The 23,656-nt window shown below is 65.6% G+C and carries 18 protein-coding genes; 9 read left to right on the top strand and 9 right to left on the bottom strand.

Going from position 1 to position 23,656, the window contains the following annotated elements:
* The first annotated feature begins 103 nt into the window (after positions 1-103).
* The 5 genes from gcvA to BAY15_RS10490 all read left to right on the top strand — a co-directional run bounded on the left by gcvA (position 104) and on the right by BAY15_RS10490 (position 11,850).
* Positions 104-1,024, top strand: coding sequence for a transcriptional regulator GcvA (gcvA, locus tag BAY15_RS10470; protein ID WP_157771732.1), 921 nt, complete (start codon positions 104-106; stop codon positions 1,022-1,024).
* The gene (locus BAY15_RS10475; RefSeq protein ID WP_068852156.1) at positions 1,018-1,365 is read left to right on the top strand and encodes a hypothetical protein; all 348 of its coding nucleotides are present in this window, start codon (positions 1,018-1,020) and stop codon (positions 1,363-1,365) included. Before gcvA ends, BAY15_RS10475 begins: the two co-directional genes overlap by 7 nt.
* Before the next feature lie 925 nt (positions 1,366-2,290).
* Positions 2,291-11,002 carry a glycoside hydrolase family 94 protein gene (locus tag BAY15_RS10480; RefSeq protein WP_083214144.1) on the top strand — a complete coding sequence of 2,904 codons (8,712 nt, stop codon included), beginning with the start codon at positions 2,291-2,293 and terminating at the stop codon, positions 11,000-11,002.
* A complete protein-coding gene (locus BAY15_RS10485; RefSeq protein WP_068852161.1) occupies positions 10,999-11,250 on the top strand; it encodes a hypothetical protein in 252 nt (83 codons plus the stop codon). The genes BAY15_RS10480 and BAY15_RS10485 overlap by 4 nt, the downstream gene beginning before the upstream one ends.
* Positions 11,251-11,352: 102 nt before the next feature.
* Positions 11,353-11,850 (top strand): ferritin-like domain-containing protein, encoded by a 498-nt coding sequence (locus BAY15_RS10490; protein ID WP_068852164.1) that lies wholly within the window; start codon positions 11,353-11,355, stop codon positions 11,848-11,850.
* Positions 11,851-11,907: 57 nt separating this feature from the next.
* Here BAY15_RS10490 and BAY15_RS19440 read toward each other — a convergent pair whose 3' ends face one another.
* The 3 genes from BAY15_RS19440 to BAY15_RS10505 form a co-directional block, all read right to left on the bottom strand.
* Positions 11,908-12,444 carry a hypothetical protein gene (locus BAY15_RS19440; RefSeq protein WP_068852167.1) on the bottom strand — a complete coding sequence of 179 codons (537 nt, stop codon included), beginning with the start codon at positions 12,442-12,444 and terminating at the stop codon, positions 11,908-11,910.
* A 45-nt stretch (positions 12,445-12,489) separates the two neighbouring features.
* Positions 12,490-12,825, bottom strand: coding sequence for a hypothetical protein (locus BAY15_RS10500; protein WP_157771733.1), 336 nt, complete (start codon positions 12,823-12,825; stop codon positions 12,490-12,492).
* A gap of 468 nt (positions 12,826-13,293) precedes the next feature.
* Complete coding sequence (locus BAY15_RS10505; protein ID WP_237334245.1) at positions 13,294-13,794, bottom strand: hypothetical protein; 501 nt, start codon at positions 13,792-13,794, stop codon at positions 13,294-13,296.
* Positions 13,795-13,870: 76 nt separating this feature from the next.
* Here BAY15_RS10505 and BAY15_RS10510 point away from each other — a divergent pair, with 76 nt between their 5' ends.
* On the top strand, positions 13,871-14,446 hold the full coding sequence (locus tag BAY15_RS10510; RefSeq protein WP_083214145.1) for a metal-dependent hydrolase: 576 nt from the start codon (positions 13,871-13,873) through the stop codon (positions 14,444-14,446).
* Between the two features lie 570 nt (positions 14,447-15,016).
* Here BAY15_RS10510 and BAY15_RS19200 read toward each other — a convergent pair.
* The 5 genes from BAY15_RS19200 to BAY15_RS10530 all read right to left on the bottom strand — a co-directional run bounded on the left by BAY15_RS19200 (position 15,017) and on the right by BAY15_RS10530 (position 19,957).
* On the bottom strand, positions 15,017-15,334 hold the full coding sequence (locus BAY15_RS19200; protein ID WP_157771734.1) for a hypothetical protein: 318 nt from the start codon (positions 15,332-15,334) through the stop codon (positions 15,017-15,019).
* A 399-nt stretch (positions 15,335-15,733) separates the two neighbouring features.
* Entirely contained in the window at positions 15,734-16,024 is a 291-nt protein-coding gene (locus tag BAY15_RS10515) for a hypothetical protein (RefSeq protein WP_068852178.1), read from the bottom strand.
* Positions 16,025-16,141: 117 nt separating this feature from the next.
* Complete coding sequence (locus BAY15_RS10520; RefSeq protein WP_157771735.1) at positions 16,142-16,636, bottom strand: hypothetical protein; 495 nt, start codon at positions 16,634-16,636, stop codon at positions 16,142-16,144.
* A 246-nt stretch (positions 16,637-16,882) separates the two neighbouring features.
* On the bottom strand, positions 16,883-18,265 hold the full coding sequence (locus BAY15_RS10525) for an aldehyde dehydrogenase family protein (RefSeq protein WP_068852184.1): 1,383 nt from the start codon (positions 18,263-18,265) through the stop codon (positions 16,883-16,885).
* A gap of 36 nt (positions 18,266-18,301) precedes the next feature.
* Positions 18,302-19,957, bottom strand: coding sequence for an acetolactate synthase large subunit (locus tag BAY15_RS10530; protein ID WP_068852187.1), 1,656 nt, complete (start codon positions 19,955-19,957; stop codon positions 18,302-18,304).
* 295 nt (positions 19,958-20,252) lie between these two features.
* Here BAY15_RS10530 and BAY15_RS10535 point away from each other — a divergent pair, with 295 nt between their 5' ends.
* On the top strand, positions 20,253-20,699 hold the full coding sequence (locus BAY15_RS10535) for a hypothetical protein (protein WP_068852190.1): 447 nt from the start codon (positions 20,253-20,255) through the stop codon (positions 20,697-20,699).
* A 94-nt stretch (positions 20,700-20,793) separates the two neighbouring features.
* Positions 20,794-21,123: a YegP family protein gene (locus BAY15_RS10540; RefSeq protein WP_068852193.1), complete on the top strand. Its 330-nt coding sequence runs from the start codon at positions 20,794-20,796 to the stop codon at positions 21,121-21,123.
* 22 nt (positions 21,124-21,145) lie between these two features.
* On the opposite strand, the gene BAY15_RS10545 is transcribed toward BAY15_RS10540, so the two are convergent.
* A complete protein-coding gene (locus tag BAY15_RS10545; RefSeq protein WP_068852196.1) occupies positions 21,146-22,120 on the bottom strand; it encodes an alpha/beta hydrolase in 975 nt (324 codons plus the stop codon).
* A 112-nt stretch (positions 22,121-22,232) separates the two neighbouring features.
* Here BAY15_RS10545 and BAY15_RS10550 point away from each other — a divergent pair, with 112 nt between their 5' ends.
* Complete coding sequence (locus BAY15_RS10550) at positions 22,233-23,654, top strand: FAD-containing oxidoreductase (RefSeq protein ID WP_068852199.1); 1,422 nt, start codon at positions 22,233-22,235, stop codon at positions 23,652-23,654.
* The last annotated feature ends 2 nt before the right edge of the window (positions 23,655-23,656 follow it).

A 23,656-nucleotide genomic window follows, 5' to 3' on the forward strand; every position in this document is an offset into this window, starting at 1 on the left:
ATCGTGGCCAACCGACCGGGGCGTGACAAACGAGTATTTTCGCCCTTCGCCTTAGAAAATCTAATGCGATACGATGCGGACGACTCCGCTCTGCCAGGCGCCTGTGAAAACTCGACCCGCCGCCCCGCTCAATGCCCTGCGTACGTTTGAAGCGGCGGCGCGCCACCTGAGCTTCAACGGCGCGGCCAGTGAGTTGTTCGTCACCCCCGCGGCCGTCAGCCACCAGGTAAAGCATCTGGAAGAACACCTTGGCGTGAGCCTGTTCCAGCGCAACCATCGCTCCGTGATGCTGACGCCGGAGGGCGCGGCCCTGGCGGCCACCGTGGGCGACCTGTTGGGGCAGCTGGACGTGGCGTTGGATCGCGCCCGCAAGCGAGCGCCGTCCGAGCTGAGGGTGACCACCATGGAATCGTTCGCGGCAAAGTGGCTGGTGCCCCGGCTGCACCGTTTCCAGCACGCATTCCCGGACGTACGGGTGCGGATCGACACCAGCGACGAGCACGCGGACTTTCTGCGCGGTGGATTCGATGTGGGCATCCGCTATGGAGCGGGCAACTACGCTGGCGTCCGTGCCGAAGTACTGATGCAGGCGCCTGCATTCCCCGTATGCTCGCCCACACTGCTGGGCGCCAACCCGCACGGATTGGAGCACCCTGACGATCTGCGCCACTACACACTGCTGCACGATGAGGGTGCAACAGGCCGCGCTGGGGTTCCTGCGTGGTCGGATTGGTTGGCGGCGGCAGGCGCCACAAACGTGAACGCCGCGTCGGGCCCGGTCTTCGCCAGCATCTATCTTGCGCAGGAAGCTGCAGTTTCAGGCCACGGTGTTGCGTTGGGCCTCGCTCCCCTCGTGGACGAAGACCTTCGTCAAGGCCGGTTGATGAAGCAGCTTGGCGTGCGCCTGGAGAATGCGTACGCGTTCTGGCTGATACGCCGTGACGTCTCCCAACAGCGCCCCGAGGTGGAAGCATTCTGCCACTGGCTGCGGCAGGAGCAGCAGCTCTCCGGTGCCCCATGTTGAACCTGCGGCTGGCGCAGCGGTGGGAGCGGCTGGGGAACAGGGATGCAGAGCTGGGCGTGATGTTGCTGTTCGCCCTGTTGGCCGGCCTGTTCGTCTGGGGCGCCTACGCCGTTGCCTATCCGGAACACGGCTGTGTCCGGATGGGCAAGGGCAATAGCGGACCGCTGGAGTGCGACCCGCAGCGGCTGTTCAACTATGGCGTTGTGCTGCTGTCCATCGGGTTTCTCAGCACCAGCCCCATTTTTTACATCCTCTGGGGCTGGATGAGAGACATGGCGCGGCCGTTGTCGCTGAAAGAGGACCAGCCCGCCCAGAGTCAGTCAGCGAGTGAGCCGGGCTGACACCCTGCAGGCAGGCACAACGGCTGGCGCCGGGGACATGTAGGTGACACTACCCGCGCAGACCTGGTAAGCGAAGGAAACGCTGGCGAGGCCAGCATCCGGTACGCGAGCCGTGTGCATGACCTCTCCCTTGGACGACAGCAGCCTGATGCGGGCCCCATCTGGACTGGCAGGGTTTCCAGGCGTTGTGAGCTCGAGATTGAAGCCGCTGGAGAGTTGAACGGATGCAGCTTGCCTGGATGGTAGCTTGAGATCCAGTGCGACAGGGGCCAAGGCATCCTGCTGTACTACGGCCGTGAACTGTACGGATGCGGGTGTGGCAGCGGATACGGAAAGAGATGCGCAGCAAAGCGACAGGACAGCGGTCACAGCCTTCATCGTTCACCTCCAATGTGTCGGATTTACAGATTCCGGGCCCAGGCTACACGGTGATCATAGGGTGGCCCGGTTTCGGCAACAAGCGGGACGGTCTTCCCCTTCAGGCTTCGAGAAGAAGCCTGCATGATGCTTGTTGGGGTCCGTTTGATCACCCACTCAGACTGGCCAAGGCAAAGAAGAACGCCACGGCATCCGCAACGAGAATCCCGTAGGTCGCCCGTAGCGGGCTACCTTGGCAAAAGCGCGGCTGCGGGAGGCTGCCGGTAGCCGAAGCAGCGGCGATCAGCGGAACCGCCTGCTGCCCGACCGACAAAGCACCCGTAACCGGCATTTCGGGCCAGCGACCGCATTGCGGCGGATCGTGTGTGTCTGCATAGACCACTCCCTGACAAGGGGTCAGGAGAATCCAAGTGCAGGGGATTGATGGAAAAAGCGCAGGAGTGGCATATGACTAATGCATGGGAGGCATATATGACCTTCACAGCGTGCACGTCCCCCCAAATGCAACGATGCAAGGCGCAACCTGCCTCCCCCTCCCCGGTATCCTATGCCCCACCTTCGCCGTCTTTTTGGCCGTTGGCTTCGCCTGCGGCGGCTTGTTCGTTGGCGCTGGCGTGAGCGCCAGGCCTCGGCCCCGGCCATTGAAGCCACCGAGGGCCCGCTGCGGGCCGCGCTCTACAGCGTTGAACAGATGGAGGTCTACGGCCGCGCGCTTGCGCGCCAGCACCGCGTGCGGATGCGGCCCAGCCCGGAGCGCCTGCTGGAACGTCTGCAGGCCAACGAACGTGTCCTGCAGGATGCCAACACCCTGCTCAGCAGCGTGGTGCGCGAACAGCGCCCGGTCACCCCGGCGGGGGAATGGCTGCTCGACAACTATTACCTGGTCGAAGAACAGATCCAGACTGCGCGGCGCCACCTGCCGCGCGGCTACAGCCGGCAGTTGCCGTCGCTCGCCACCGGCCCTTCGGCCGGGTTGCCGCGGGTGTATGAACTGTCGATGCAGGCGATCGCACACGGTGATGGGCGGATAGACGGCGATACGCTGGGCCGCTTCATCGCTTCCTACCAGTCGCTAGCGCCGCTGAGCCTGGGCGAATTGTGGGCGGTTCCGATCATGCTGCGCCTGGCCCTGCTGGAGAACCTGCGGCGCATGGCCGCGCGGGTGATGCGCGACGGGGAAGACCGGCGGCTGGCCTCGCAATGGGCGGATGACCTCAATCGCGCGGCCTCCGACACCCCCACCGATGTGGTGCTGGTGGTGGCCGACATGGCGCGCTCCGAGCCGCCGTTGACCGGCGCGTTCATCGCCGAGCTGACCCGTTCGTTGCAGGGCCGCGGCGGCGCGTGGGCCATGCCCATCGCCTGGCTGGAACAGTGGGCAGCGGCATCCGGGCAGCGCATCGAGGAGCTGGTGGCCGCCGAGGGGCAGCAGCAGGCGTCCGACCAGGTGTCCATCAGCAACAGCATCGGCAGCCTGCGATTCCTGTCCACCATGGATTGGCGCACCTTTGTCGAAGACATGAGCGTGGTCGAGCAGCGGCTGCGCGAAGACCCGATGGCCGTGTATCCGCAGATGGACTTCGGTACCCGCGACGCCTACCGCCACGTGGTGGAGAAGATCGCCCGGGGCAGCCGCATCGCCGAAGAACGCGTTGCGACCATCGCGCTGGACCTGGCACGGGCCGCTACCCCGCCCGACGGGCCACGCACGCATGTGGGCTACTGGCTGGTCGGCGAAGGCCTGCATGCCACCGTTGACGCGGTGGCCGACGCCGCGCCACGCCACCGCAAGGCGCGGCGACTGGCGCACCGCGTGCCACTTGCGCTGTACCTGCTGCCGATCACCCTGCTCGCGGTGCTGGCCACCTGGGGCCTGCTGGCCACCGGCAGTGGCGAGGTTCCCACCTGGCTGGCTGCCCTGCTCGGGCTGCTGGTGTTCAGCGAGCTGGGTATCGTGCTGGTGAACTGGACCGCGACCGTGCTGGTTGCTCCCAAGCCGTTGCCCAAGCTGGATTTCAGCGAGGGCATTCCTGCGGCCTGCGCTACCGTGGTCGCGGTACCGTCGATGCTGTCCAGCACCGACGGCATCGACGTCCTGGTCGAAGCGCTGGAGGTCCGCTTCCTGGCCAACCGCGATCCCCAGCTGCGCTTCGTGCTGCTGACCGACTTCCTCGACGCCGCGGAAGCGCAGTTGCCGACCGACGACGCCCTGCTTGCGCACGCGGTGCTGCGCATCGAGGGGTTGAACCAGCGTTACGCGTCCGAACGTGGCGATCGCTTCTACCTGCTGCATCGGCCCCGGCAATGGAACCCCAGTGAAGGGGTGTGGATGGGGCACGAGCGCAAGCGCGGCAAGCTGGCCGCGCTCAATGCCCTGCTCCGCCATGGCGATGGAAGCGCGTTCATGTGCATCGTCGGTGACGCGGAGGTCCTGCGCGGCGTCCGCTATGTCATCACCCTGGATTCGGATACGCAGCTGCCGCGCGATGCGGCGCGTGCGTTCGTCGCCACCCTGGCCCACCCGCTCAACCGGCCGCGCTTCGATCCAGCGCTGCAACGCGTGGTGGAGGGTTACGGCATCCTGCAGCCCAGCGTGGGCACCAGCCTGGGCCGGCGCCGCACCTCGCGGTTTGCGCGGATGTTCGGCAGCGAACCGGGCATCGATCCGTATACGCGCATGGTCTCGGACGTCTACCAGGACCTGTTCGACGAAGGCTCGTTCGTGGGCAAGGGCATCTATGACGTAGACGCCTTCGAGCATGCACTGGAGGGCCGCCTGCCCGAGAACCGCATCCTCAGCCACGACCTGCTGGAAGGCTGCTATGCCCGTGCAGGCCTGGTCAGCGACGTGCGCCTGTACGAGGACTATCCCGAACGCTACGCCGCCGATGCCAAGCGCCGTGCGCGCTGGATCCGGGGCGACTGGCAGCTGTTGCCCTGGCTGATGCCGTGGACCCCGCGCCCGGGATCAGGCTGGGAACGCAACCGGCTCAGCCTGCTGTCGCGCGGCAAGTTGCTGGACAACCTGCGCCGTAGCCTGGTGCCCCCCGCCGCGCTGGTCCTGCTGGTGGCAGGTTGGCTGTACGCCGAAAACCCGGCCGCATGGACCGCGTGGGTACTGGCCCTGTGGTTCGCGCCGCCGCTGATCGGCATGCTGCGCGATGCCCTGAGCGTGCCGGACGACACGCCGCTGGAAGCGCATTACATCAAGGTCGGGCGCGGCACGCTGCAGTCGTTGCTGCGCGCTGCCACGCAGATTGCCTGCCTGCCCTACGAAGCACTGCTGGCTGGCGGCGCGGTGCTGCGCACGCTGTGGCGCATGGCCATCACACGCCGCCATCTGCTGCAGTGGAATCCCTCCAGCGAAGTCGAGCGCCGCCTGGGCGGCGACCGTGGCGCGGAATGGCGGGTGATGGCGCCCGGATCGTTGCTGGCGCTTGCGCTGGTGGCGGTAGTAGCCGTCCTGCGTCCGCAGGCGCTGCCACTCGCCCTGCCCTTCCTGTTGGCGTGGACTTTCGCGCCCGCGTTGATGGCGTGGCTGGGCCGGCCGCCGGCCGAGATCCTCGCCGAATTGTCCGGCACGCAGCGGGCGTTCCTTGGTCGGCTGGCACGGCGCACCTGGTCGTTCTTCCAGGCCTGGGTGCGCGAACAGGATCACTGGCTGCCGCCGGACAACATCCAGGAGCATCCGGCGCTGGTGGTCGCGCGCCGCACCTCGCCGACCAACATCGGCCTGTCCTTGCTGGCCAACCTGTCGGCGTGGGACTTCGGTTACCTGCAGCAGGCCGCGGTCGCTGAACGCACGGCGCTCACGTTCGGCACGCTGGACCAGCTGCCGCGTCATCGCGGCCACTTCCTGAACTGGTACGACACCGAAACCTTGGCGCCGCTGCCGCCGCGTTACGTCTCCACCGTGGACAGCGGCAACCTGGCCGGGCACCTGCTTACCCTGCGCCAGGGGCTGCTCGCACTGGTGGACGCGCCGGTACTGGCGCCACACACGTTCGATGGCCTGGCCGATACCCTCGGCGTGCTGGACGAGGAGCGGCAGCGCCTTCGCGCCGGTGACGCACCGCTGGCCGAAGCGCTCAACCACCTGCGCCAGCGCCTGGTGGCAACGCGGGCCGACCTGCCGCGCGGTGCTGCCGAAGCACTCGCCCGCCTGCAGGAGCTGGCCGGTTTGGCTGACACCGTGCTGGCGCAGTGGCCGGCACCGGTATCGCCGCAGGACGGTGACCTGCACTGGCCGGCACTGTTCGCTGCCGAATGCCATGCCGCCTGTGCGGCGCTCGCCGATATCCCGGTCGATGCCAGTGCGGATGCCGATGCGCCCGTACCCAGCCTGCGCCAGCTGGCCGCCCTGCCCGGCAAGGCCGGTGCGGACGCACGCGCACGCATCGAGCAGCTGCAGGACCTGGCCCACCGCGCCGGGCAGTTCTCGCTGATGGAATACGGGTTCCTGTTCTATCGCTCCCGCAAACTGCTCTCCATCGGCTACAACGTAGACGACCACCGCCTGGACAACAGCTTCTACGACCTGCTGGCTTCCGAAGCACGGCTGTGCGCCTTCGTGGCCATCGCCCAGGGGGAGCTGACGCAGGAGAGCTGGTTCGCCCTTGGCCGCCTGCTTACCGAGGTCAACGGCACGCCGACGCTGCTGTCGTGGAGTGGCTCGATGTTCGAGTACCTCATGCCGCAGCTGGTGATGCCCAGCTACCCGGACACCCTGCTCGACCAGACCGCGCGGCACGCGGTGGAAGCGCAGATCGTCTACGGCCGCAGCCTGAACCTGCCATGGGGCGTGTCCGAGTCCGGCTACAACGCCGTGGATGCGCGCCTGAACTACCAGTACCGCGCGTTCGGCGTGCCGGGGTTGGGGCTCAAGCGCGGCCTGGGCCAGGATCGGGTCATCGCGCCCTACGCAAGCATGATGGCGCTGATGGTGGCGCCGGAAGCAGCCTGCCAGAACCTGCAGGCGCTGGAAGGATTGGGCTTCGCCGGGCGCTTCGGCATGTACGAAGCGATCGACTACACCCCCGCCCGGGTGCCGCCGGGGCACGACCACGTGCTGCTGCGTTCGTTCATGGCCCACCACCAGGGCATGGGCCTGCTGTCGCTGGATTACCTGTTGCGCGACCAGCCGATGCAGCGCCGCTTCGTGGCCGATGTCGAGTTCCAGGCCACGCTGCTGCTGCTGCAGGAGCGCATCCCGCGCATCGGCGTGTTCCATCCGCATGAGGTCGAAGCGCTGGGCGAGCACGCCGACATGGCGCACCACGAGACTGCACTGCGCGTGCTGCGCAAACCTGGCGGACCGCGCCCCGAAGTGCAGCTGCTGTCCAACGGTCGCTACCACGGCATGCTCACCCATGCCGGCGGCGGCTACAGCCGCCACGGCGACCTGTCGCTCACGCGCTGGCGCGAGGACGGTACCACCGATGCCTGGGGCACGTTCTGCTACCTGCGCGACGTGGACAGCGGCGACTTCTGGTCGGCCGCCTACCAGCCCACCTGCGTGCCGCTGGACAACTACGAGGCCATCTTTACCGACGCCAAGGCCGAATTCCGTGGCGCGCTGCATGGCTGCGAGAGCCACCTGCAGGTGGCCATCTCCGCCGAGGACGACATCGAACTCCGGCGCCTGCGCCTGACCAACCGCAGCCGTCGCACGCGCACCGTGGAAATCACCACCTATGCCGAAGTGGTGCTGGCACCGGCGGCTGCGGACGATGCGCACCCGGCCTTCAGCAACCTGTTCGTGCAGAGCGAGATCGTGGCCGCCAAGCAGGCCGTACTGTGCACGCGGCGGCCGCGCTCGCACGACGAAGTGCCACCGTGGATGTTCCATCTGGTCGCCGTGCATGACGCCGACGTGGCGTCGATCTCCTACGAAACCGACCGGGCGCGCTTCCTCGGGCGCGGCAACACGCCGCGCACGCCGCAGGCATTGACCACCGACACCGACCTCTCCGGTTCGGACGGCTCGGTGCTCGACCCGATCGTGGCCATCCGTGTGCGCGTGGTGCTGGAGCCTGAGCAGACCGTGCAGCTGGACATGGTCTATGGCATCGGTGCCGACCGTCCCGGTTGCGAGGCCTTGCTGGACAAATACCGTGACCGCCGTCTGGCCGACCGCGTCTTCGACCTGGCCTGGACACACAGCCAGGTGGTACGCCGGCAGATCAATGCCACCCAGGCCGAGGCGCAGCTCTATGAGCGCCTGGCCAGCCACGTGCTGTATGCCAATCCACTGCTGCGCGCGGGCGCAAGCGTGCTCCAGCAGAACCAGCGCGGACAATCCGGGCTGTGGGGCCATGCCATCTCGGGCGACCTGCCCATCGTGCTGCTCAAGGTTACCGACGCAGAGAACGTGGAGCTGGTCCGGCAGCTGGTGCAGGCGCATGCCTATTGGCGCCAGAAGGGCCTCAACACCGACCTGGTGATCTGGAACGACAGCAAGGCCGGCTACCGGCAGGAGCTGCAAGACCAGATCCTGGGCATGGTGGCCGCCAGTTCGGAGACAGGCCTGCTTGATCGCCCCGGCGGCATTTTCGTGCGGCCGGTGCAGAACATGACCCACGAAGACCGCATCCTGTTGCAGGCCGTAGCGCGTGCGGTGATCAGTGACGAGGATGGCACCCTGGTGGCGCAGGTGGGGCGCCAAGCCACCCCCGCGAAACGGATTCCGGCGTTGGTGCCGCAGGCGGTGCAGGAGGAACTGGCACTCTCGATGGAGCAGACGACAGGGTTGCCCATCATCGCCGAGCCGGGTCCAGAGCCCGGCCTGCCCCCGCCCCCGGCGCACGACGAAGACATGGACGACCCGTGGCCGTTCCTGCCCTACCGTGGCGCCGGCCAGTTCGACAACGGCACCGGCAGCTTCAGCGAGGACGGCCGCGAATACGTGGTGGTGCTGCGCGAAGGCGCGCCGACCCCGGCACCGTGGGCCAACGTGATCGCCAATGCCCGCCTGGGCACGGTGGTCAGCGAGAGCGCGCCGGGCTACACCTGGTTCGAGAACGCGCACGAATTCCGTTTGACGCCTTGGCTCAATGACCCGGTGTCCGACACCGGCGGCGAAGCCTTCTACGTGCGCGACGAGGATACCGGCCGCGTCTGGTCGCCGATGCCGCTGCCGCGCCGGGGCACCGGGGCGTACCGTACGCGTCACGGATTCGGCTACACGGTGTACGAACACTTCGAGGACGGCATCGTCAGCGAGCTGTGGGTGTTCGTCGACGTCGCCGCGCCGCTGAAGTACTCAGTGCTGCGGCTGCACAACCTCTCGGGCAGGCCGAGGCGGCTGTCGGCCATCGGTTATGTGGAATGGGTGATGGGTGACCTGCGCGCGAAGTCGCGCATGCACGTGGTCACCGAACGCGACCCGCAGACCGGCGCGCTGCTGGCGCGCAACACCTACAGCACCGATTTCGGCGGCCGCATGGCCTTCTTCGATACCGATGCGGAGGGCTGCGGCTGGACCTGCGACCGCCTGGAGTTCATCGGCCGCAACGGTGGCCTGCATGCACCGGCGGCGCTGCGTCGCGAGCGCCTGGGTGGGCGTTCCGGCGCCGGGCTGGACCCCTGCGCGGCGCTGCAGGTGCCGCTGGAACTGGCGCCGGGCGAGCGCAGTGAAACCACGTTCCGCCTGGGCGCCGGCCGCGACCGCGACGAAACGCTCGCGCTGGTGCGTGGCCGCCAGGGCGCCCACGAGGCCAACGATGCGCTGGACGCCGTACGCATCCACTGGCGCCACGTGCTGGCCAGCGTGCAGGTGCGCACCCCGGACCCGGCGCTGGACGCGCTGGCCAATGGCTGGCTGGTCTACCAGACCCTGGGCAGCCGCTATCTGGCGCGCAGTGGCTACTACCAGTCCGGCGGCGCGTTTGGTTTCCGTGACCAGCTGCAGGATGTGCTCGCACTCATCCACGCCCGGCCGGATCTGGCCCGCGAACACCTGTTGCTGTGCGCTGCCCACCAGTTCGCCGAAGGCGATGTGATGCACTGGTGGCACCCGCCGCAGGGGCGTGGCGTGCGCACCCGGTGCTCGGACGACTATCTCTGGCTACCCCAGGGCGCATGCCGCTATCTGGAGGTCACCGGCGACGCCACCGTGCTGGACGAAATGGTCGGCTTCATCGAAGGCCGCGCAGTCACACTGGAAGAGGAAAGCTACTACGACATGCCGACCCCTTCGGCACTGCGTGGCACGATGTATGCGCATTGCGTGCTCGCGCTCGAGCGCGGTTGCCGGTTGCTCGGCGAACGCGGTATTCCCTTGATGGGCAGCGGCGACTGGAACGACGGCATGAACCGGGTCGGCGACCAGCAGCGCGGCGAGAGCGTGTGGCTGGGCTTCTTCCTGCATGACACGCTGCGCCGCTTCATCGCCCTGGCCAATGCGCGTGGCGATGAACATCGTGCGCACTGGTGCCAGGAGCAGGCCGACACCCTGCGCCAGAACCTCGAACAGCATGCCTGGGACGGGGAATGGTATCGCCGCGCCTGGTTCGACAACGGCACGCCGTTGGGCTCGAAACAGAGCGAGGAATGCCGTATCGATTCGATCTCCCAAAGCTGGTCGGTGCTCTCCGGCGTTGCCGCGCCCGAGCGTGCCCAGCAGGCGCTGGATTCGCTGTATACGCACCTGGTGCGAAAGGACGCCCAGCTGATCCAGCTGCTGGACCCGCCCTTCGACAAGACGTCGGAAGACCCGGGCTACATTCGGGGTTACGTACCCGGCGTGCGCGAGAACGGTGGCCAGTACACCCACGCAGCCGTGTGGGCAGCGATGGCCTTTGCACACCAGGGCGATGCGGCCCGAGCCTGGGAGTTGGCTGGCATGATCAACCCCTTGAACCACGCACTGGACCCGGAAGCGGTCCAGACCTACCGCGTTGAACCCTATGTGTTGGCGGCCGATGTGTACGCGGTATCGCCGCACGTGGGCCGAGGCGGATGGACCTGGTACACCGGTTCGGCCGGTTGGATGTATCGCCTGCTGGTCGAATCCCTGCTCGGCATCCGCCGCCAGGGCGACCGGCTGTCGCTTGCACCGTGCCTTCCTGACCACTGGCCGTCGTTCGAACTGAGCTACCGGTTCGGCCGCAGCCGCTACGAGTTCGTGGTGACCCGAACTGCGCGGGGGCAGCCCACCCTGCATGTGGATGACGTGCTGCAGCCGGACCTGACCGTCCAGCTCCGCGACGATGGTCACCACTACCGTGTGGCGCTTGAAATGGAGGCGCCGCCGGGATGAGCCTGCGACCCGAGATCCAGGAACGGCTGGATGCGCTGGATGAGATGCTGGCGCAATGGTTGGCGCACACGCGCCATCCGGCGCAGTTCTGGCCGCAGTTTGAACAGCTTGCAGCGGAGATTCTCGACCAATGTGCGGACACGGAAAGGAGCGAGATGTGCGCGCGCATTAAAGCCATGCTCAAGGGCCACGCGCTGGAGCTTCCGCCGTGGCATGAACGGGGCGACAGCCCGCCGCCCGAACAGTGACGCGCAGCGGGCTGTGTAGAACACTTCACAGGCCTGCGCGCGGAGCTCACGGGAAGGGGCATAGGTTCGGTGCTTCACTCAGCACCCACCCGGAGCACCCTAATGGCGATCAAGACCGCAGAAGACCTGTTCATCCACGAGCTGTCGGACATCTGCAGCGCCGAAAAGCAGCTCACCAAGGCATTGCCGCGCTTGGCCCGTGCAGCGACGAATCCGGACCTGGCGGCCGCGTTCGAAACCCACCTGGAGGAAACCCAGGGCCAGATCGAGCGCATCGACAAGGTGGTGGAACTGCTCGGCATCCGGCTCAAGCGCATCAAGTGCGCTGCCATGGAAGGGCTGGTGGAGGAAGGCAAGGAGGCCATCGACAGCATCGAGGAAGGCCCCGTGCGCGATGCCGCCCTGATCGGCGGCGCCCAGAAGGTTGAGCACTACGAGATCGCGTCCTATGGCACGATCGCCGCGCTCGCCAAGCAGCTTGGGTATAAGGACGCGCTGCCGCTGCTGCTGGAAACCCTTGCGGAAGAAAAGGCAACCGACGAGAAGCTGACGATGATCGCCAAGTCCGGGGGCAACGCCAAGGCCGCGCAGGCGGCCTGAAGCGGAAGTGCATCACCAGGGAGCGGCCTGACTGGCCGCTCCGCAATGCTGTTCACTTCATTGACTGCGGGCGCGGCGCAAAACCCACATTCCCGCTGGCCACAGCAGCAGGTGTGCAGCGGCGGAGATGGCAACTGCCAGCAGCCCGAACAGCGTGGGCAGAATGGAACCGAAGACGAAGGTCATACCCAGCACGAAGCCGAACAGGTACTCGGCCCGATAAGTGGGAAACACCAGTCCAGAGAGCAACACGCCCAGGAACACCGCTCCCGCGGCCGACTCGCTGCCGGCGACGAAAGCCACCGACAGCGCGGAACCTGCAGCCAGCGCGCCAAGCAAGCCTGCCAGCGCCTTCCGTGCCGCCGAAGGTGCCGCCGACGCCCTGCGCGCGACGACGCTGCCGGCGAGCCAGCCCAGTACAGGCAACACCAGCAGGCCCCATGCACTGGAAATCGTCGGCAGGTCAGCTCGGTTAAGTAAATGGTGGCTGCGGATGCCGTCGTGAGTGTATTCCCAACCAAGGTGCGCGGCGGCCGCGATGACAGCCAAGCCGAGAGCGGCGACGGGAAGCAAGCGGTATGTGTGGTTTGCCAATGTTTTTCCTTGCCCTTGGATAATTGGCGTCAACGACTGCCTGACTCAGTTGTCCGGGTTCACACTCAGCTCTGCCCTGCTCTGGCGCAGCTTCTGGACACGAAGTTGATGCGCCTTTTCTGTCCTGAACTTGAAAAAGAAGTAAGTAGCAACCAAGGCGATGATGAGCGGTGGCGTGATGTTGCGACCGAGGGCGTATCCCATCTGGAATGAATCGAGGGTGGAATTCCACGACAGGTAGATGTTCCAGATTGCGAAGGCTGCAAACAGTGCAAGGTAGAGGCCTGCGCCGTTGAACACCAATCGGCGCGCCATCATGTTGATGACCTTGCCAATACCCAGGCATACGAAAAGGACGATAGCGAAACCGATCAATTCCATCGACTTCCCCTGCGCGGTCAAGTTACTGAAACAGGACGAGCCGCGACGCGGCGTCGACTCTCATGAACTACCAAGGAAACACGCTACGGCAGGATCCCCCCGGCCGATGCCCGATCTTAGAGCAGCTGCGACCGGCCAACAAGCGAGGGCAGATCACCCGCTCCAAGTGCCAATCTCAAGCCGTTACTCAGGCGACATCAACGTAACAACCCCCGGTCCCAATAGGGCTCAGGCCCAATACGCTCCACCAGCCAGTCGATGAAGACCCGCAACTTGGGCGCCAGTTCGCGTGCGCTAGGGTAGCGCACGCTCGCTTCATGGCATCACTGGAGCCGTTCCTGGCTGCCGAGCCGTTCGTCATCCCTGTCCCAAACTGCAGCAGATCTGGCTGACCCAGTTCCGCGTAGCTGCATCAGCTTGAACGCATTCCCGGACCTATCCTCCGGTTCACGCCCGTTGGGCCGGATCCTACTTCAACATATCCAACAATTCTTTGTCTTCATGAGGCTGCGCCCACGTCGACAGCCAGCAGAAGCTAACCCCACTGCGCATGGCGGCAGTTTGGAACGCAGCGAGCCCTTCCTTAGTGATCGGGTACTCGACCGGATCAAAGTGGAGAAGCGCCCACGGCCTGACGAATGAGAAGCCGGTCTTGAGCTCCGAGAAGATTGCTTTGAGCTCAACCCGGATGGCGGAGAATTCCTTGGTCGGACCCGCTCGATTGCCAAGGGCGTAGCACTGGCGATGAATAGCTCTGTCTCCACCGACGGCGCGGGCAGTGAAGTGGTCTTGGTGCACCTGGACATAGAACAACTGACGGCGAAACATCCTCATCCCCTGACCAACCCCGGATTCAAGCCGAGCCGCAAAGCTCATCTGCTGCGAGCCTAGTTCAGCTGCCGGTGCCTCTACAACTGGCCCGACCGACAGACCTTCCTCATCCCCTGCCCCGCTGGGCTCAGACTTCACCCCCGCCACACACAGGCACCATCAGCCGCCCATGCGTGCGGGTCAAGCTCGCTGCTGATCACCAACAACTGAATCGATGTCTTCCATTGCCGCCCATGCCTCGGCAGGACTCACAATGTACCTGTGCTGCAACGCGCGGCAACGCGGTTTGTCGCGCTGGACCGCGGTTCCTTTCGTTGCCTTGGCTGTGGGGCCAGATCTGGACTACTTCGCTGTCTGGTTTTTCGACTACGAAGCAGCTCCTCGGTTCAGTCACAGCCTTCTCGTGCCGGTAGGTGCCACGCTTTTGGTCAAACTCACCCTGTCGCGGTTTGTCACCGTGAACCTCAAGCTCAGATGGTTGCTGGCCGCCGGCATGTCCCACCCGCTGCTCGACCTGCTGGTGGGTGCTCACGCTGTTCCGCTGTTCTGGCCTCTCGATGGTGGAGTCAGCATCCCGGCCGGCGTTCTTCCAAGTGCAGGATCGCTGGCGTTCGACAACTTCTATCTCTGGCGGAACCTGCTGATCGAGATGGGCGTTCTTGGTCCAGTATTCATGCTCCTGGTCGCTGTGTCCGCCCGCCTCAGGTTCCGGGAGCTTGAAGGGTGGACGCTGCTTGTCCTTCCGGCCTGGGCCGCATTTCTGACCTGGTCGATTGCGCTGGGGAGATAGCCGGCTGAGATGTTCCTGATGGGCGTCAGTCACTCGATCAAAACAGCAAACGGTGTGGGGCTGAGCGACTGCTCGCGTCTGCGTGCGCTTTGCGGGGCCGCTCACCGCAGCGGTGCCTCCACGCCGCTATAGTCTTCCGGCTATCTCTTCTTCATGACTGAGAAGACAGCACTGATTCGCTGCGCTTTGGTCAGGCTGCATCCATAGACACGGAATTTTCTCAGGGGGAACGTGCTGGTGTGTCCTCGCACTGGCCCGGCCAGTTCAAGTGAGGATTTCGGCGCCGAGGCCTTTCGCCTTGACGCCGGCGCGTCCGCGCGCGTTTTGGCACCTGACATAGAAGGCGTTGCAGTCGCTTCGCGTGCAGCGTGCTTTGCTTTGCGGGCAGTTGCACTCGCAGATGACGATTGGGTGATCGGACTACCTGATGTCTTTGTCATTGTTCGCCCTGCTTCGGCGTGTAAGCCGAGGTTCTTCGTTCCGAGAATTGTACGTTCGCCTGTAGCAATTCGGATCGCGAGATCGCTGTAATGTGCGGCTAGTCTCAGCCATGAACGGTGCTGGCAGTGTTCATCGCTTATCAAGAAGGACGGGAGTGCGCACAGCCTTTCGATACGCCACCGAAGGCATGTCGGTTGCGCCAGCTTGTTCAACCGAGAGGATGATGACGCCCGGCTTTGTCTCAACATACAACCGGGTACCCGGCTCGATGCCGAGAGCGTGAATCCATAGCCCGCGCAGCTTCAGGCAAGGAATGGGTGGACAGCCGGGAAACGTAACAAGGCCGTCGTGATGGAGCGCGTTGGTCATGACGGTCTTGGGCTTGCGCCACCAGAGCTTTTGACTGGCGGCTGCACTGGAGGATGCGTCGGTGGAATAGCTGGACATGGTGGAACCTCCGTTGGGGAGTGTCCCCCGCCGGGATGGCGAGGGAGTCGGGAGGTTAAGAACCGCGTGAACCGGCGCAACGTATTTCCGCGAAGGTGTTTTATTTCGTCACCCTCCCGACATAGCACGTCTTGATGGCATCGTTTCACGGGAGTTCTTACGCTCCGAGCCACAACCATGTCGCGGGCGTGAGCATAGCGGAAGTTGTATTGATCTTTCGATCAGCCGTGTTTGATCTGCGCCATCTATAGCGTGGCGTGGAATGGGCCGCTTTCGCGCAATTCCGTGCCGTGCGGCTCGTTTTCGTCGGCACCACATCACATGAGAGGCGTTAGCCGATTCAAAGACGTGCGCCGCGGAGATTCCGAACGCGTGACGCATTCGACGCACGGTGCGCGATCAAGCGCGCGTCAGCGCAATCCAACGGTAGCCCACGTAGACGCCAACCGCGACGACCGGCCCAAAGCTCATCCACAGCGGCAGCTTGAGCACGAAGACCATGATGCTGCCGACAGCCAAGGCCAGGATCGACAGGCCGATCACCCAGGCATTGAACACTGCCGTATCCGCCGCATCCTCACGCCACGAGTTCGCCGCCCGGCCATTCGCGGCGCGCTGCCGGCGAAGCACCCAGATGTCGGTCACGAAATCGACAATGCCTTCCAACAGGTCACCGATGAAGCCAGACATGGTCAATCCTTGGATGCAGGCTGAATGCGCCGATCTTCAAGGCTGCCCACTGACCCGTCAAGTGCCCCACCGGGGCAGGCGTACACCCACCTGCCCCGGGCCTCCCCCGCCGTTGTGTCAGGGGCTGTCGCGGCGGATGCCCAGCGCGACGGCTTCGGTATAGGAAATTTTGAGCAGGTCGCCGCGCTTTACGCTGGGCAGCTTGGCCCGCAGGTCCTCGCGCTCCACCGCAATGATCTGGGTGTTGCCGCGCGGCCCTCGCAGCGCAATGGTGTTGGCAACCGGGTCCACGGCCGCCACCTCGGTGACGATCTCGATGGTGTTCGAACGCGCCCCGCCCGGCGTGGCGCCGCGGATCGGCACGGTACCGGCCTGCGATCTGGTCACGCCGACCGGCGCGCTGCCTGCCGGCTGCAGGTCCAGGGCGACGGCGGCCTGGTAATCCAGGGTGACCTTGTCGCCCACCTTCAGCTGGTTGAAGTTGCGCACGTCGGCGCCGGCGATGAAGTCCAGGCTGCCTCCGTCGGCACCGGTGACCGTCACCGCGCGGGTGCGGGTATCGATGGCGGTGATCTGCCCCTGCAACGTCACCCCGGCAGAAGCCGCTGTCATGGGGCCCGGCAACGCCCGGGGCGCAGGCGCTGAAGGTTCAGCAGGCGGCGGAGTGCTTTGGCACCCGCTGGTGGCGAGCGCTGCAACGATAAGCGTGACGGAGGACGAAAGTGCCAGGAAGCGCATGTGACTCTCCAGAACAGGGCGGGCGGCGGATGCAGTGCTATTGCATCAGCTGCCCTACCCCTGCGCCCCCGTACAACTACTGTGCCCTGCCCAGAAAACATACCGTTTCCGGGCGCGGGCTCAGCTCCTGCGCATCAGGATCATCTTTTCCTGCGACATGTCCCGCATGGTGTACGGAATGCCGCCGGTGCCATAGCCCGATTCCCGGCGGCCGGCAAACGGCATCCAGTCGGTGCGGAACGCGGTGGGGTCGTTGATCATCACGGCCGAGGCATCCAGGCGGTTGGCCGCGCGCATGGCCACGTCGATATCCTGGGCGAAGATGCTGGCCTGGAACGCGGTGGGCAGCGAGTTGGCGCGTGCGATGGCCTCGTCCAGCTCGCTGTAGCGATACACCGCCACCACCGGCCCGAAGATCTCCTGCGTGGTGACTCGGGCGTCATCGGCGGGATTGAGCAGCACGGTGGGCTGCAGCGTGGTTTCGGAAAGGCGCTTGCCACCGGTGGCGAGCGTGGCCCCACCCTTTACCGCCTCGTCGATCCATTCGGCCACCCGGTCGGCTTCGCGCGGCTGGATCAGCGGGCCTACCTCGGTGTCCTTCAGGGTGGGGTCGCCGGTGCGCAGTTTCTCCACACGTGCGATGAGGGCTTCGGTGAAGTCCTCGGCAATGTCGTTGTGCACGAAGATGCGCTGGGTGGACACGCATACCTGCCCGGCATGGTAGTAGCCGCCCTTGACGATGGGCTCGATGATCCTGGCCAGGTCCGCGCTGCGGTCCACGATGGCCGGTGCCACGCCGCCATGTTCCAGCGCCGAGCGCGCGCCGTGGGCCAGCTTGGAGTGCAGCGACCAGCCCACCCGCGCCGAGCCGATGAAGCTGAGGAAGGCCACGCGCTTGTCGGTGGCCAATGCTTCGGCCAGTTCGTTGCCTTCCGGAATGAAGCTCTGGCACCACGGCTCCGGCAGCCCGGCCTCGTGGACCATCGCCACGAACTCCAGGCAGGACAGTGGCGTGGTGGAGGCCGGCTTGATGATGACCGGGCACCCCACCGCGATGGCGGGGGCAACCTGGTGGACGATGAGGTTCAGCGGGTGGTTGAACGCCGAGATGGCGGCGACGATGCCGAGCGGCTCTTTGGTCGTGAACGCCCAGCGGTTCTCCGCCGCTGCCGACAGGCCCATCGGGATTTCGCGGCCGGCGAAGTTGCGCAGTTCATCGGCAGCGTTGTGCACGCCATCGATGGCGCGGTTGGTTTCGACAATGGCATCGGGCAGCGGCTTGCCGCCTTCGCGCGCGATCTGCATGGCCAGATGGTCACGCTTGGCTTCCATCAGGGCCGCCAGCCTGCGCAGGATGGCAATGCGCTGGTGCGGCTTGAGCCAGCCGTCGCGGTCCTTGAACACGCGTTCGGCATTGCCGAGCTTGCGCTCCAGTGCGGCGGCGTCATCGAACGGAACGTCCTGGATGGAGGCGCGGTCAAAGGCTTGTACTACGGTCAACATGTGGGGTTCCTTGTATTCAGTGGTCAACGGTGGCGCTTAAGCACAGCCCACATCGGGGGTGCGGTTGCGCAGCTCGTCGACCAGTACGCGGGTGTTTTCGGAGTAGTCGATCGGCACGTCCAGCAGGTGCACGCCACCGCCGGCAAAGGCGGCTTCGATCGTGGGCACGAGCTCTTCCACGGACATGACCCGACTGCCCTTGGCGCCGTAGGCTTCTGCGTAGCGCACGAAATCCGGGTTGCCAAAGCGCATGCCGAAATCTTCAAAGCCATCCACCGCCTGCTTCCAGCGGATCATGCCGTAGGCGCTGTCATTGAGGATGATCAGCACCAGGTTCAGGCCCAGCCGCACGGCGGTTTCCATCTCCTGCGAGTTCATCATGAAGCCACCATCGCCGCACACGGCCAGAACGCGCCGGTCGGGGTACAGCATCGAGGCCATCATCGCCGACGGCAGGCCCGCGCCCATGGTGGCCAGGGCGTTATCCAGCAGCAAGGTGTTGGCCACGTGGGTGCGGTAATTGCGGGCGAACCAGATCTTGTACATGCCGTTGTCGAGACAGACGATGCCGTCTTCCGGCATGGCCTCGCGCACGTCGTGCACCAACCGCTGCGGGGTGACCGGGAAACGGTCCTCCTCGGCACGGTCGTTGAGGCGCGACAGGATCTTCTGGCGCAGGTCGACCATGCCCTGGTCTTCGGACACCTTGCCTTCCAGCCGCTCGGCGAGGCCATCCACGGTGGCGCCGATGTCCCCGATCACCTCGATATCCGGGTGGTAGACCTGTTCGACCGTGGCGGACTGGAAGCCGACATGGATGACCTTGGGCCCACCCTTGCCCTTCATCAGGAACGGCGGCTTCTCAACGGTGTCGTGGCCGATGGCGATGATCAGGTCGGCGCGCGCCACGGCCTCGTGGACGTAGTCGCCTTCGGAAAGCGCGGCGGTGCCCATATACAGGTTGGAGCCGCCGGTCACCGCGCCCTTGCCCATCTGGGTGTTGAAGAACGGCAGCCGGGTGCGCGCCACGAACGTGGAGAGCGATTCGGTCAGCCACGGGCGACTGCAGGCCGCGCCGATCATCACCAGCGGACGCTTGGCGGCCAGGATGGCTTCCGCGGCCCGGTCGAGCGCGGCGGCGTGGGCGATGGGGCGCTCCAGCGGGTGGACCGGAATGACTGGAATGTCGTCCACTTCCTCGCCGGCGATGTCCTCTGGCAGCTCCAGATGGACCGGGCCCGGCCGCTCTTCCATGGCCACGCGGAAGGCATCCCGCACGGTAGCCGGGATCGCCGCTGCGCTGACGATCTGTCGCGTCATTTTCGTGAGCGGCTTCATCGAGGCCACGATATCCACGATCTGGAACCGGGCCTGCTTGGCGCTCATCACTGCCTTCTGGCCGGTGATAAGGATCATCGGCCAGGCGCCCAGGTGGGCGTAAGCCGCGCCCGTGGAGAAGTTCAGCGCGCCAGGGCCGAGGGTGGCCAGGCAGACGCCCGGCCTGCCGGTGAGGCGGCCGTGGGTGGCGGCCATGAAGGCGGCCGCCTGTTCGTGCCGGGTGAGGACCAGCTCGATGCTGGAGTTGCGAAGGGATTCCAGGAAGTCGAGGTTTTCCTCGCCCGGAACGCCGAAGATGCGGTCCACGCCCTCGTTTTCGAGTGCGGCGACCAGCAGGTCTGAGCCCTTGGGCATTGCGTCGATCCTTGCGGTGATGAACTCCGGAGAGCTCGGTGCCATGGGGAAACGTAGTGTGGATCGACTATACGCCCGGGGCCGTGTACGGCCGTCTGAATGATGGCCTCAGCTGGCAGGACGGTGCGGTCCATGGCCGGGGGGTTGTTCTGGCGCAAGCTGCCGGGGGGGCGGTCAGCCAGCCGTAGTTTTACTGGGTCGCGCTACGCATTGACACGCATGCAATAGCAATCGGTTGATCGGAAAATCCGGTCTGTCGGCCGCGTGGCTCTCGCCATCCTTCTGGAGCATGACAATGAAATCCTCCTCCCTACACCTCGCCCTGCTGCGCGCGGCGGGCATCTTGACGCTGGCCATCCCCTGCCTCGCGTTCGCGCAGGCACCGGCTGGCGCGCCGACCACGGTAGCGGCGGCCGAAACGGAACGCCCACGCGCCTCGAACAAGTGGCGGATCGCGTTTGACGAGCGGGCCAAGTCCGATGGCACGATCCGCTTCCGGGTCTGGCCAAAAGATGCACCACCGCTGCAGGTGGACGTGGCGGTGCTGGATGGCCAATCGGAAAACCACATCGCCAAGTCGGCGCGTGATGCGCTGGGCGTCGCGCTGGGCAAAGGCTTCCATGTGGAGACCGACGATGGCGAGGATGTGCTCGTGAAGGCCCGGCATGGCACCGGCGACTTCGGGCTGGAGCTGATCTCGAACACGGCACGCGACGTGGACATCAAGCTTCGCCGCGAGTGAGCGGCCAAGCGCGGACGTCGGTTTCAGGATAGACACCCGCCAGCGCATGCAACACATTGCCTGCGCCATTCCTGGCGAGACAGGTGGAGGTCCCATGGCTGCCAAGTTCCTGTTGACCCGCTCCGGCCCCCAGTTCCTTTTCGTGCTCAAGGCAGGCAATGGCGAGCCCATCCTGCACAGCGAACGCTACACCACCAAGCAGAGCGCGCAGAACGGCATTGAATCGGTGCGGAAGAATTCGCCGGCCGACAGCCGCTACGAGCGCAAGAACGCCAGCAACGGCGAACCGATGTTCAACCTCAAGGCAGGAAATGGCGAGGTGATCGGCACCAGCGAGCGCTACTCGACCACGACCGCACGCGATGGCGGGATCGAATCGGTGAAAGCCAACGCGCCTGCGGCGCCTGTGGATGATCAGACCTGACCCTCCACAGGCCGTGATCCCGTCAGCCGCCCGGCTGCTTGCCAAGCAGATACTTCAGCCCGTGCGTCAGCCCGCGCGGGGCCACGCTCAGGTGGTCCTCGTCCTTGAGCACGTCCAGCTTCAGGCGCAGTGACGGGTAGTTGTGCGCGCGCAGCGCGGTCTGCATGTTCTTCGCATCGGCCACCATGTCCGCGTCGTTGCCGAAGGCCGGCGTTTCACGCTCGCCGACATACATGTACACCGATGCCTTCAGATCGTTGTGGCTGCCTGCGTAGTCCTTCTCGAACCGCGACATGACATTGCGGTCGTACCAGAACGATGGGCTGCCCACGATGTAGCCGGCAAACATGCCCGGGTCGGTAAACAGGATCTGGGTGCCCAGCAACGCGCCGTAGGAGTGGCCCAGCAGCAGGCGCCGGCTTTCGTCGGTGCGGTAGCGGCCAGCCACGAACGGCAGCGCCTGCTCGCGCAGGTAGGCGATGTAAGGCGCGGCGCCCCCATGCACCGCGTCGGCCGGTGCGCTGCTGGGGCCGTTGGGTGTCGGGGTATAGTCGCGGCGGCGGCTGGGCATGCCTTCGTCGCCCACCGAATAGGACAGGCCCACCAGGATGAACTCTTCCAGCTTGGGGCCTTCCACGTTCAGTCGCCGGCCGATCTGCCGCGCCAGCGGAAACGCGTAGTCGGCATCGGTGACATAGAGGACCGGGTATCTGCGCTCCGGGCTGTCCGCGTAGGACGCCGGCAGCGCAACGAACACCTGGTACGTCCGCCCGGAAACCGGGTCGGGAACATTCCAGACTTCGCTTCCCACCACTTCATAAGGCGCGCCGTCGCCACGCTGGCCGCCCAGGGCCGAAGCCTTGGCCGGTATCGTCGGGGCCGCCAACGGCGCTTCGGCGAGCGGCTTGGAGTCCGGGGTCTCAGGCGTCTTGGCACACCCGGTGAGAATCAGTGCAAGCAGCACGCCTGTAACCAGTTTGTTCAACGCTCTCTCCATGATGTTGCAGACAAAATCGTCCAGAACGCCAATCCGCGATGCTGGGTCTGCGTGGCGCTCACGCCAACGAGTGTATTGAATGGCCATTGGTACACACAACAAGGGTCTTGCCATGTCCAACCCCTCTTCCGCGCAGGGTCCCGCCGCTGCCGCCCGCGACTTCGATGCCATCATCATCGGCACCGGCCAGGCGGGACCCTCACTCGCCGGGCGGCTGGACGCGGCCGGTATGCGCGTGGCCATCATCGAGCGTCATCTGGTGGGCGGCACCTGCGTCAACACGGGCTGCAAGCCGACCAAGACGCTGGTGGCCAGCGCGTATGCCGCGCAGATGGCGCGGCGTGGTGCTGAGTACGGCTTCAGCGCCGGACCGGTCAGCGTGGATATGACCGTGGTCGAGGCCCGCGCCCGCAAAGTGATCATGGATTCGCGCAAGGGCAATGAAGACTGGCTTGCCGGGATGGCCAATGTGGAGCTGATCCGTGGCCACGCCCGCTTCGATGGGCCCGGCGCCATCGTGGTCAACGGCGAGCGGCTTACCGCGCCGCGGATCTTCATCAACGTGGGCGGGCGTGCAGCGGTGCCGGAGATGCCCGGCCTGCAGGACGTTCCGTACCTGACCAACAGCAGCATCGTGGCGCTGGATGCCCTGCCCGCCCATCTGGTGGTGGTGGGCGGCAGCTACATCGGGCTGGAGTTCGCACAGATGTACCGGCGCTTCGGCGCGCAGGTGACGATCCTCGAGCGGGGTGAGCGCTTGATCGCGCGCGAGGACGCCGATGTATCGGAGGCGGTACGCGGCATCCTGGAGGATGAGGGCATCGAGGTGCATACCGGCGCGGACAGGATCGCGTTCGAGCGCGTGGACGATGACATCGCCGTTTCCTTCCAGGCCGGCGGCAAGGATGCGCGCGTGGTCGGCAGCCACGTCCTGATGGCGATCGGGCGCCGGCCCAATACGGAGGACCTGGGCCTGGACACCGCCGGCATCGAGCGCGACGAACGTGGGTACATCACGGTGGATGACCACCTGCAGACCTCGGCGCCCGGTGTCTGGGCGCTGGGTGACTGCAACGGCCGTGGGGCGTTCACCCATACCGCCTACAACGACTTCGAGATCGTCGCCGCCAACCTGCTGGATGGCGAGGACCGCCGGGTCAGCAGCCGGGTGACCGGCTACGCGCTGTACATCGACCCGCCGCTGGGCCGGGCGGGCATGTCCGAGGCCGAGGCGATGAAGTCCGGCCGCCCCCTGCTGTTCTCCAAGCGGCCCATGACCCGCGTCGGTCGTGCGGTGGAAAAAGGGGAGTCCAAGGGCTTCATGAAGGTGGTGGCCGATGCCGAAACCCGGCGGATCCTGGGCGCGGCGATCCTTGGCACTGGCGGCGATGAGGCCATCCACGGCATCCTCGACATGATCAGTGCCGACCGGCCGCTGGATGAGCTGCGCTGGGCGGTGCCGATCCACCCCACGGTTTCCGAATTGATTCCCACGCTGCTGGTCGATCTTGCGCCGGCACCTGACCGAGGATGATC

Origin of the sequence: Stenotrophomonas rhizophila (assembly GCF_001704155.1) — a bacterium.
GTDB classification, from domain to species: domain Bacteria; phylum Pseudomonadota; class Gammaproteobacteria; order Xanthomonadales; family Xanthomonadaceae; genus Stenotrophomonas; species Stenotrophomonas rhizophila_A.

Bases quoted from the DNA above. Each gene is read 5' to 3' on its own strand.
- BAY15_RS10545 (WP_068852196.1), bottom strand. From the start codon at position 22,120: ATGGAGAGAGCGTTGAACAAACTGGTTACAGGCGTGCTGCTTGCACTG.
- BAY15_RS10550 (WP_068852199.1), top strand. From the start codon at position 22,233: ATGTCCAACCCCTCTTCCGCGCAGGGTCCCGCCGCTGCCGCCCGCGAC.
- BAY15_RS10475 (WP_068852156.1), top strand. From the start codon at position 1,018: ATGTTGAACCTGCGGCTGGCGCAGCGGTGGGAGCGGCTGGGGAACAGG.
- BAY15_RS10525 (WP_068852184.1), bottom strand. From the start codon at position 18,265: ATGTTGACCGTAGTACAAGCCTTTGACCGCGCCTCCATCCAGGACGTT.
- BAY15_RS10515 (WP_068852178.1), bottom strand. From the start codon at position 16,024: ATGTCTGGCTTCATCGGTGACCTGTTGGAAGGCATTGTCGATTTCGTG.
- BAY15_RS10520 (WP_157771735.1), bottom strand. From the start codon at position 16,636: ATGACAGCGGCTTCTGCCGGGGTGACGTTGCAGGGGCAGATCACCGCC.
- BAY15_RS10535 (WP_068852190.1), top strand. From the start codon at position 20,253: ATGAAATCCTCCTCCCTACACCTCGCCCTGCTGCGCGCGGCGGGCATC.
- BAY15_RS10480 (WP_083214144.1), top strand. From the start codon at position 2,291: ATGCCCCACCTTCGCCGTCTTTTTGGCCGTTGGCTTCGCCTGCGGCGG.
- BAY15_RS10500 (WP_157771733.1), bottom strand. From the start codon at position 12,825: ATGGAATTGATCGGTTTCGCTATCGTCCTTTTCGTATGCCTGGGTATT.
- BAY15_RS10540 (WP_068852193.1), top strand. From the start codon at position 20,794: ATGGCTGCCAAGTTCCTGTTGACCCGCTCCGGCCCCCAGTTCCTTTTC.
- BAY15_RS10490 (WP_068852164.1), top strand. From the start codon at position 11,353: ATGGCGATCAAGACCGCAGAAGACCTGTTCATCCACGAGCTGTCGGAC.
- BAY15_RS10530 (WP_068852187.1), bottom strand. From the start codon at position 19,957: ATGCCCAAGGGCTCAGACCTGCTGGTCGCCGCACTCGAAAACGAGGGC.
- BAY15_RS19200 (WP_157771734.1), bottom strand. From the start codon at position 15,334: ATGTCCAGCTATTCCACCGACGCATCCTCCAGTGCAGCCGCCAGTCAA.
- BAY15_RS10485 (WP_068852161.1), top strand. From the start codon at position 10,999: ATGAGCCTGCGACCCGAGATCCAGGAACGGCTGGATGCGCTGGATGAG.
- BAY15_RS10510 (WP_083214145.1), top strand. From the start codon at position 13,871: ATGTCTTCCATTGCCGCCCATGCCTCGGCAGGACTCACAATGTACCTG.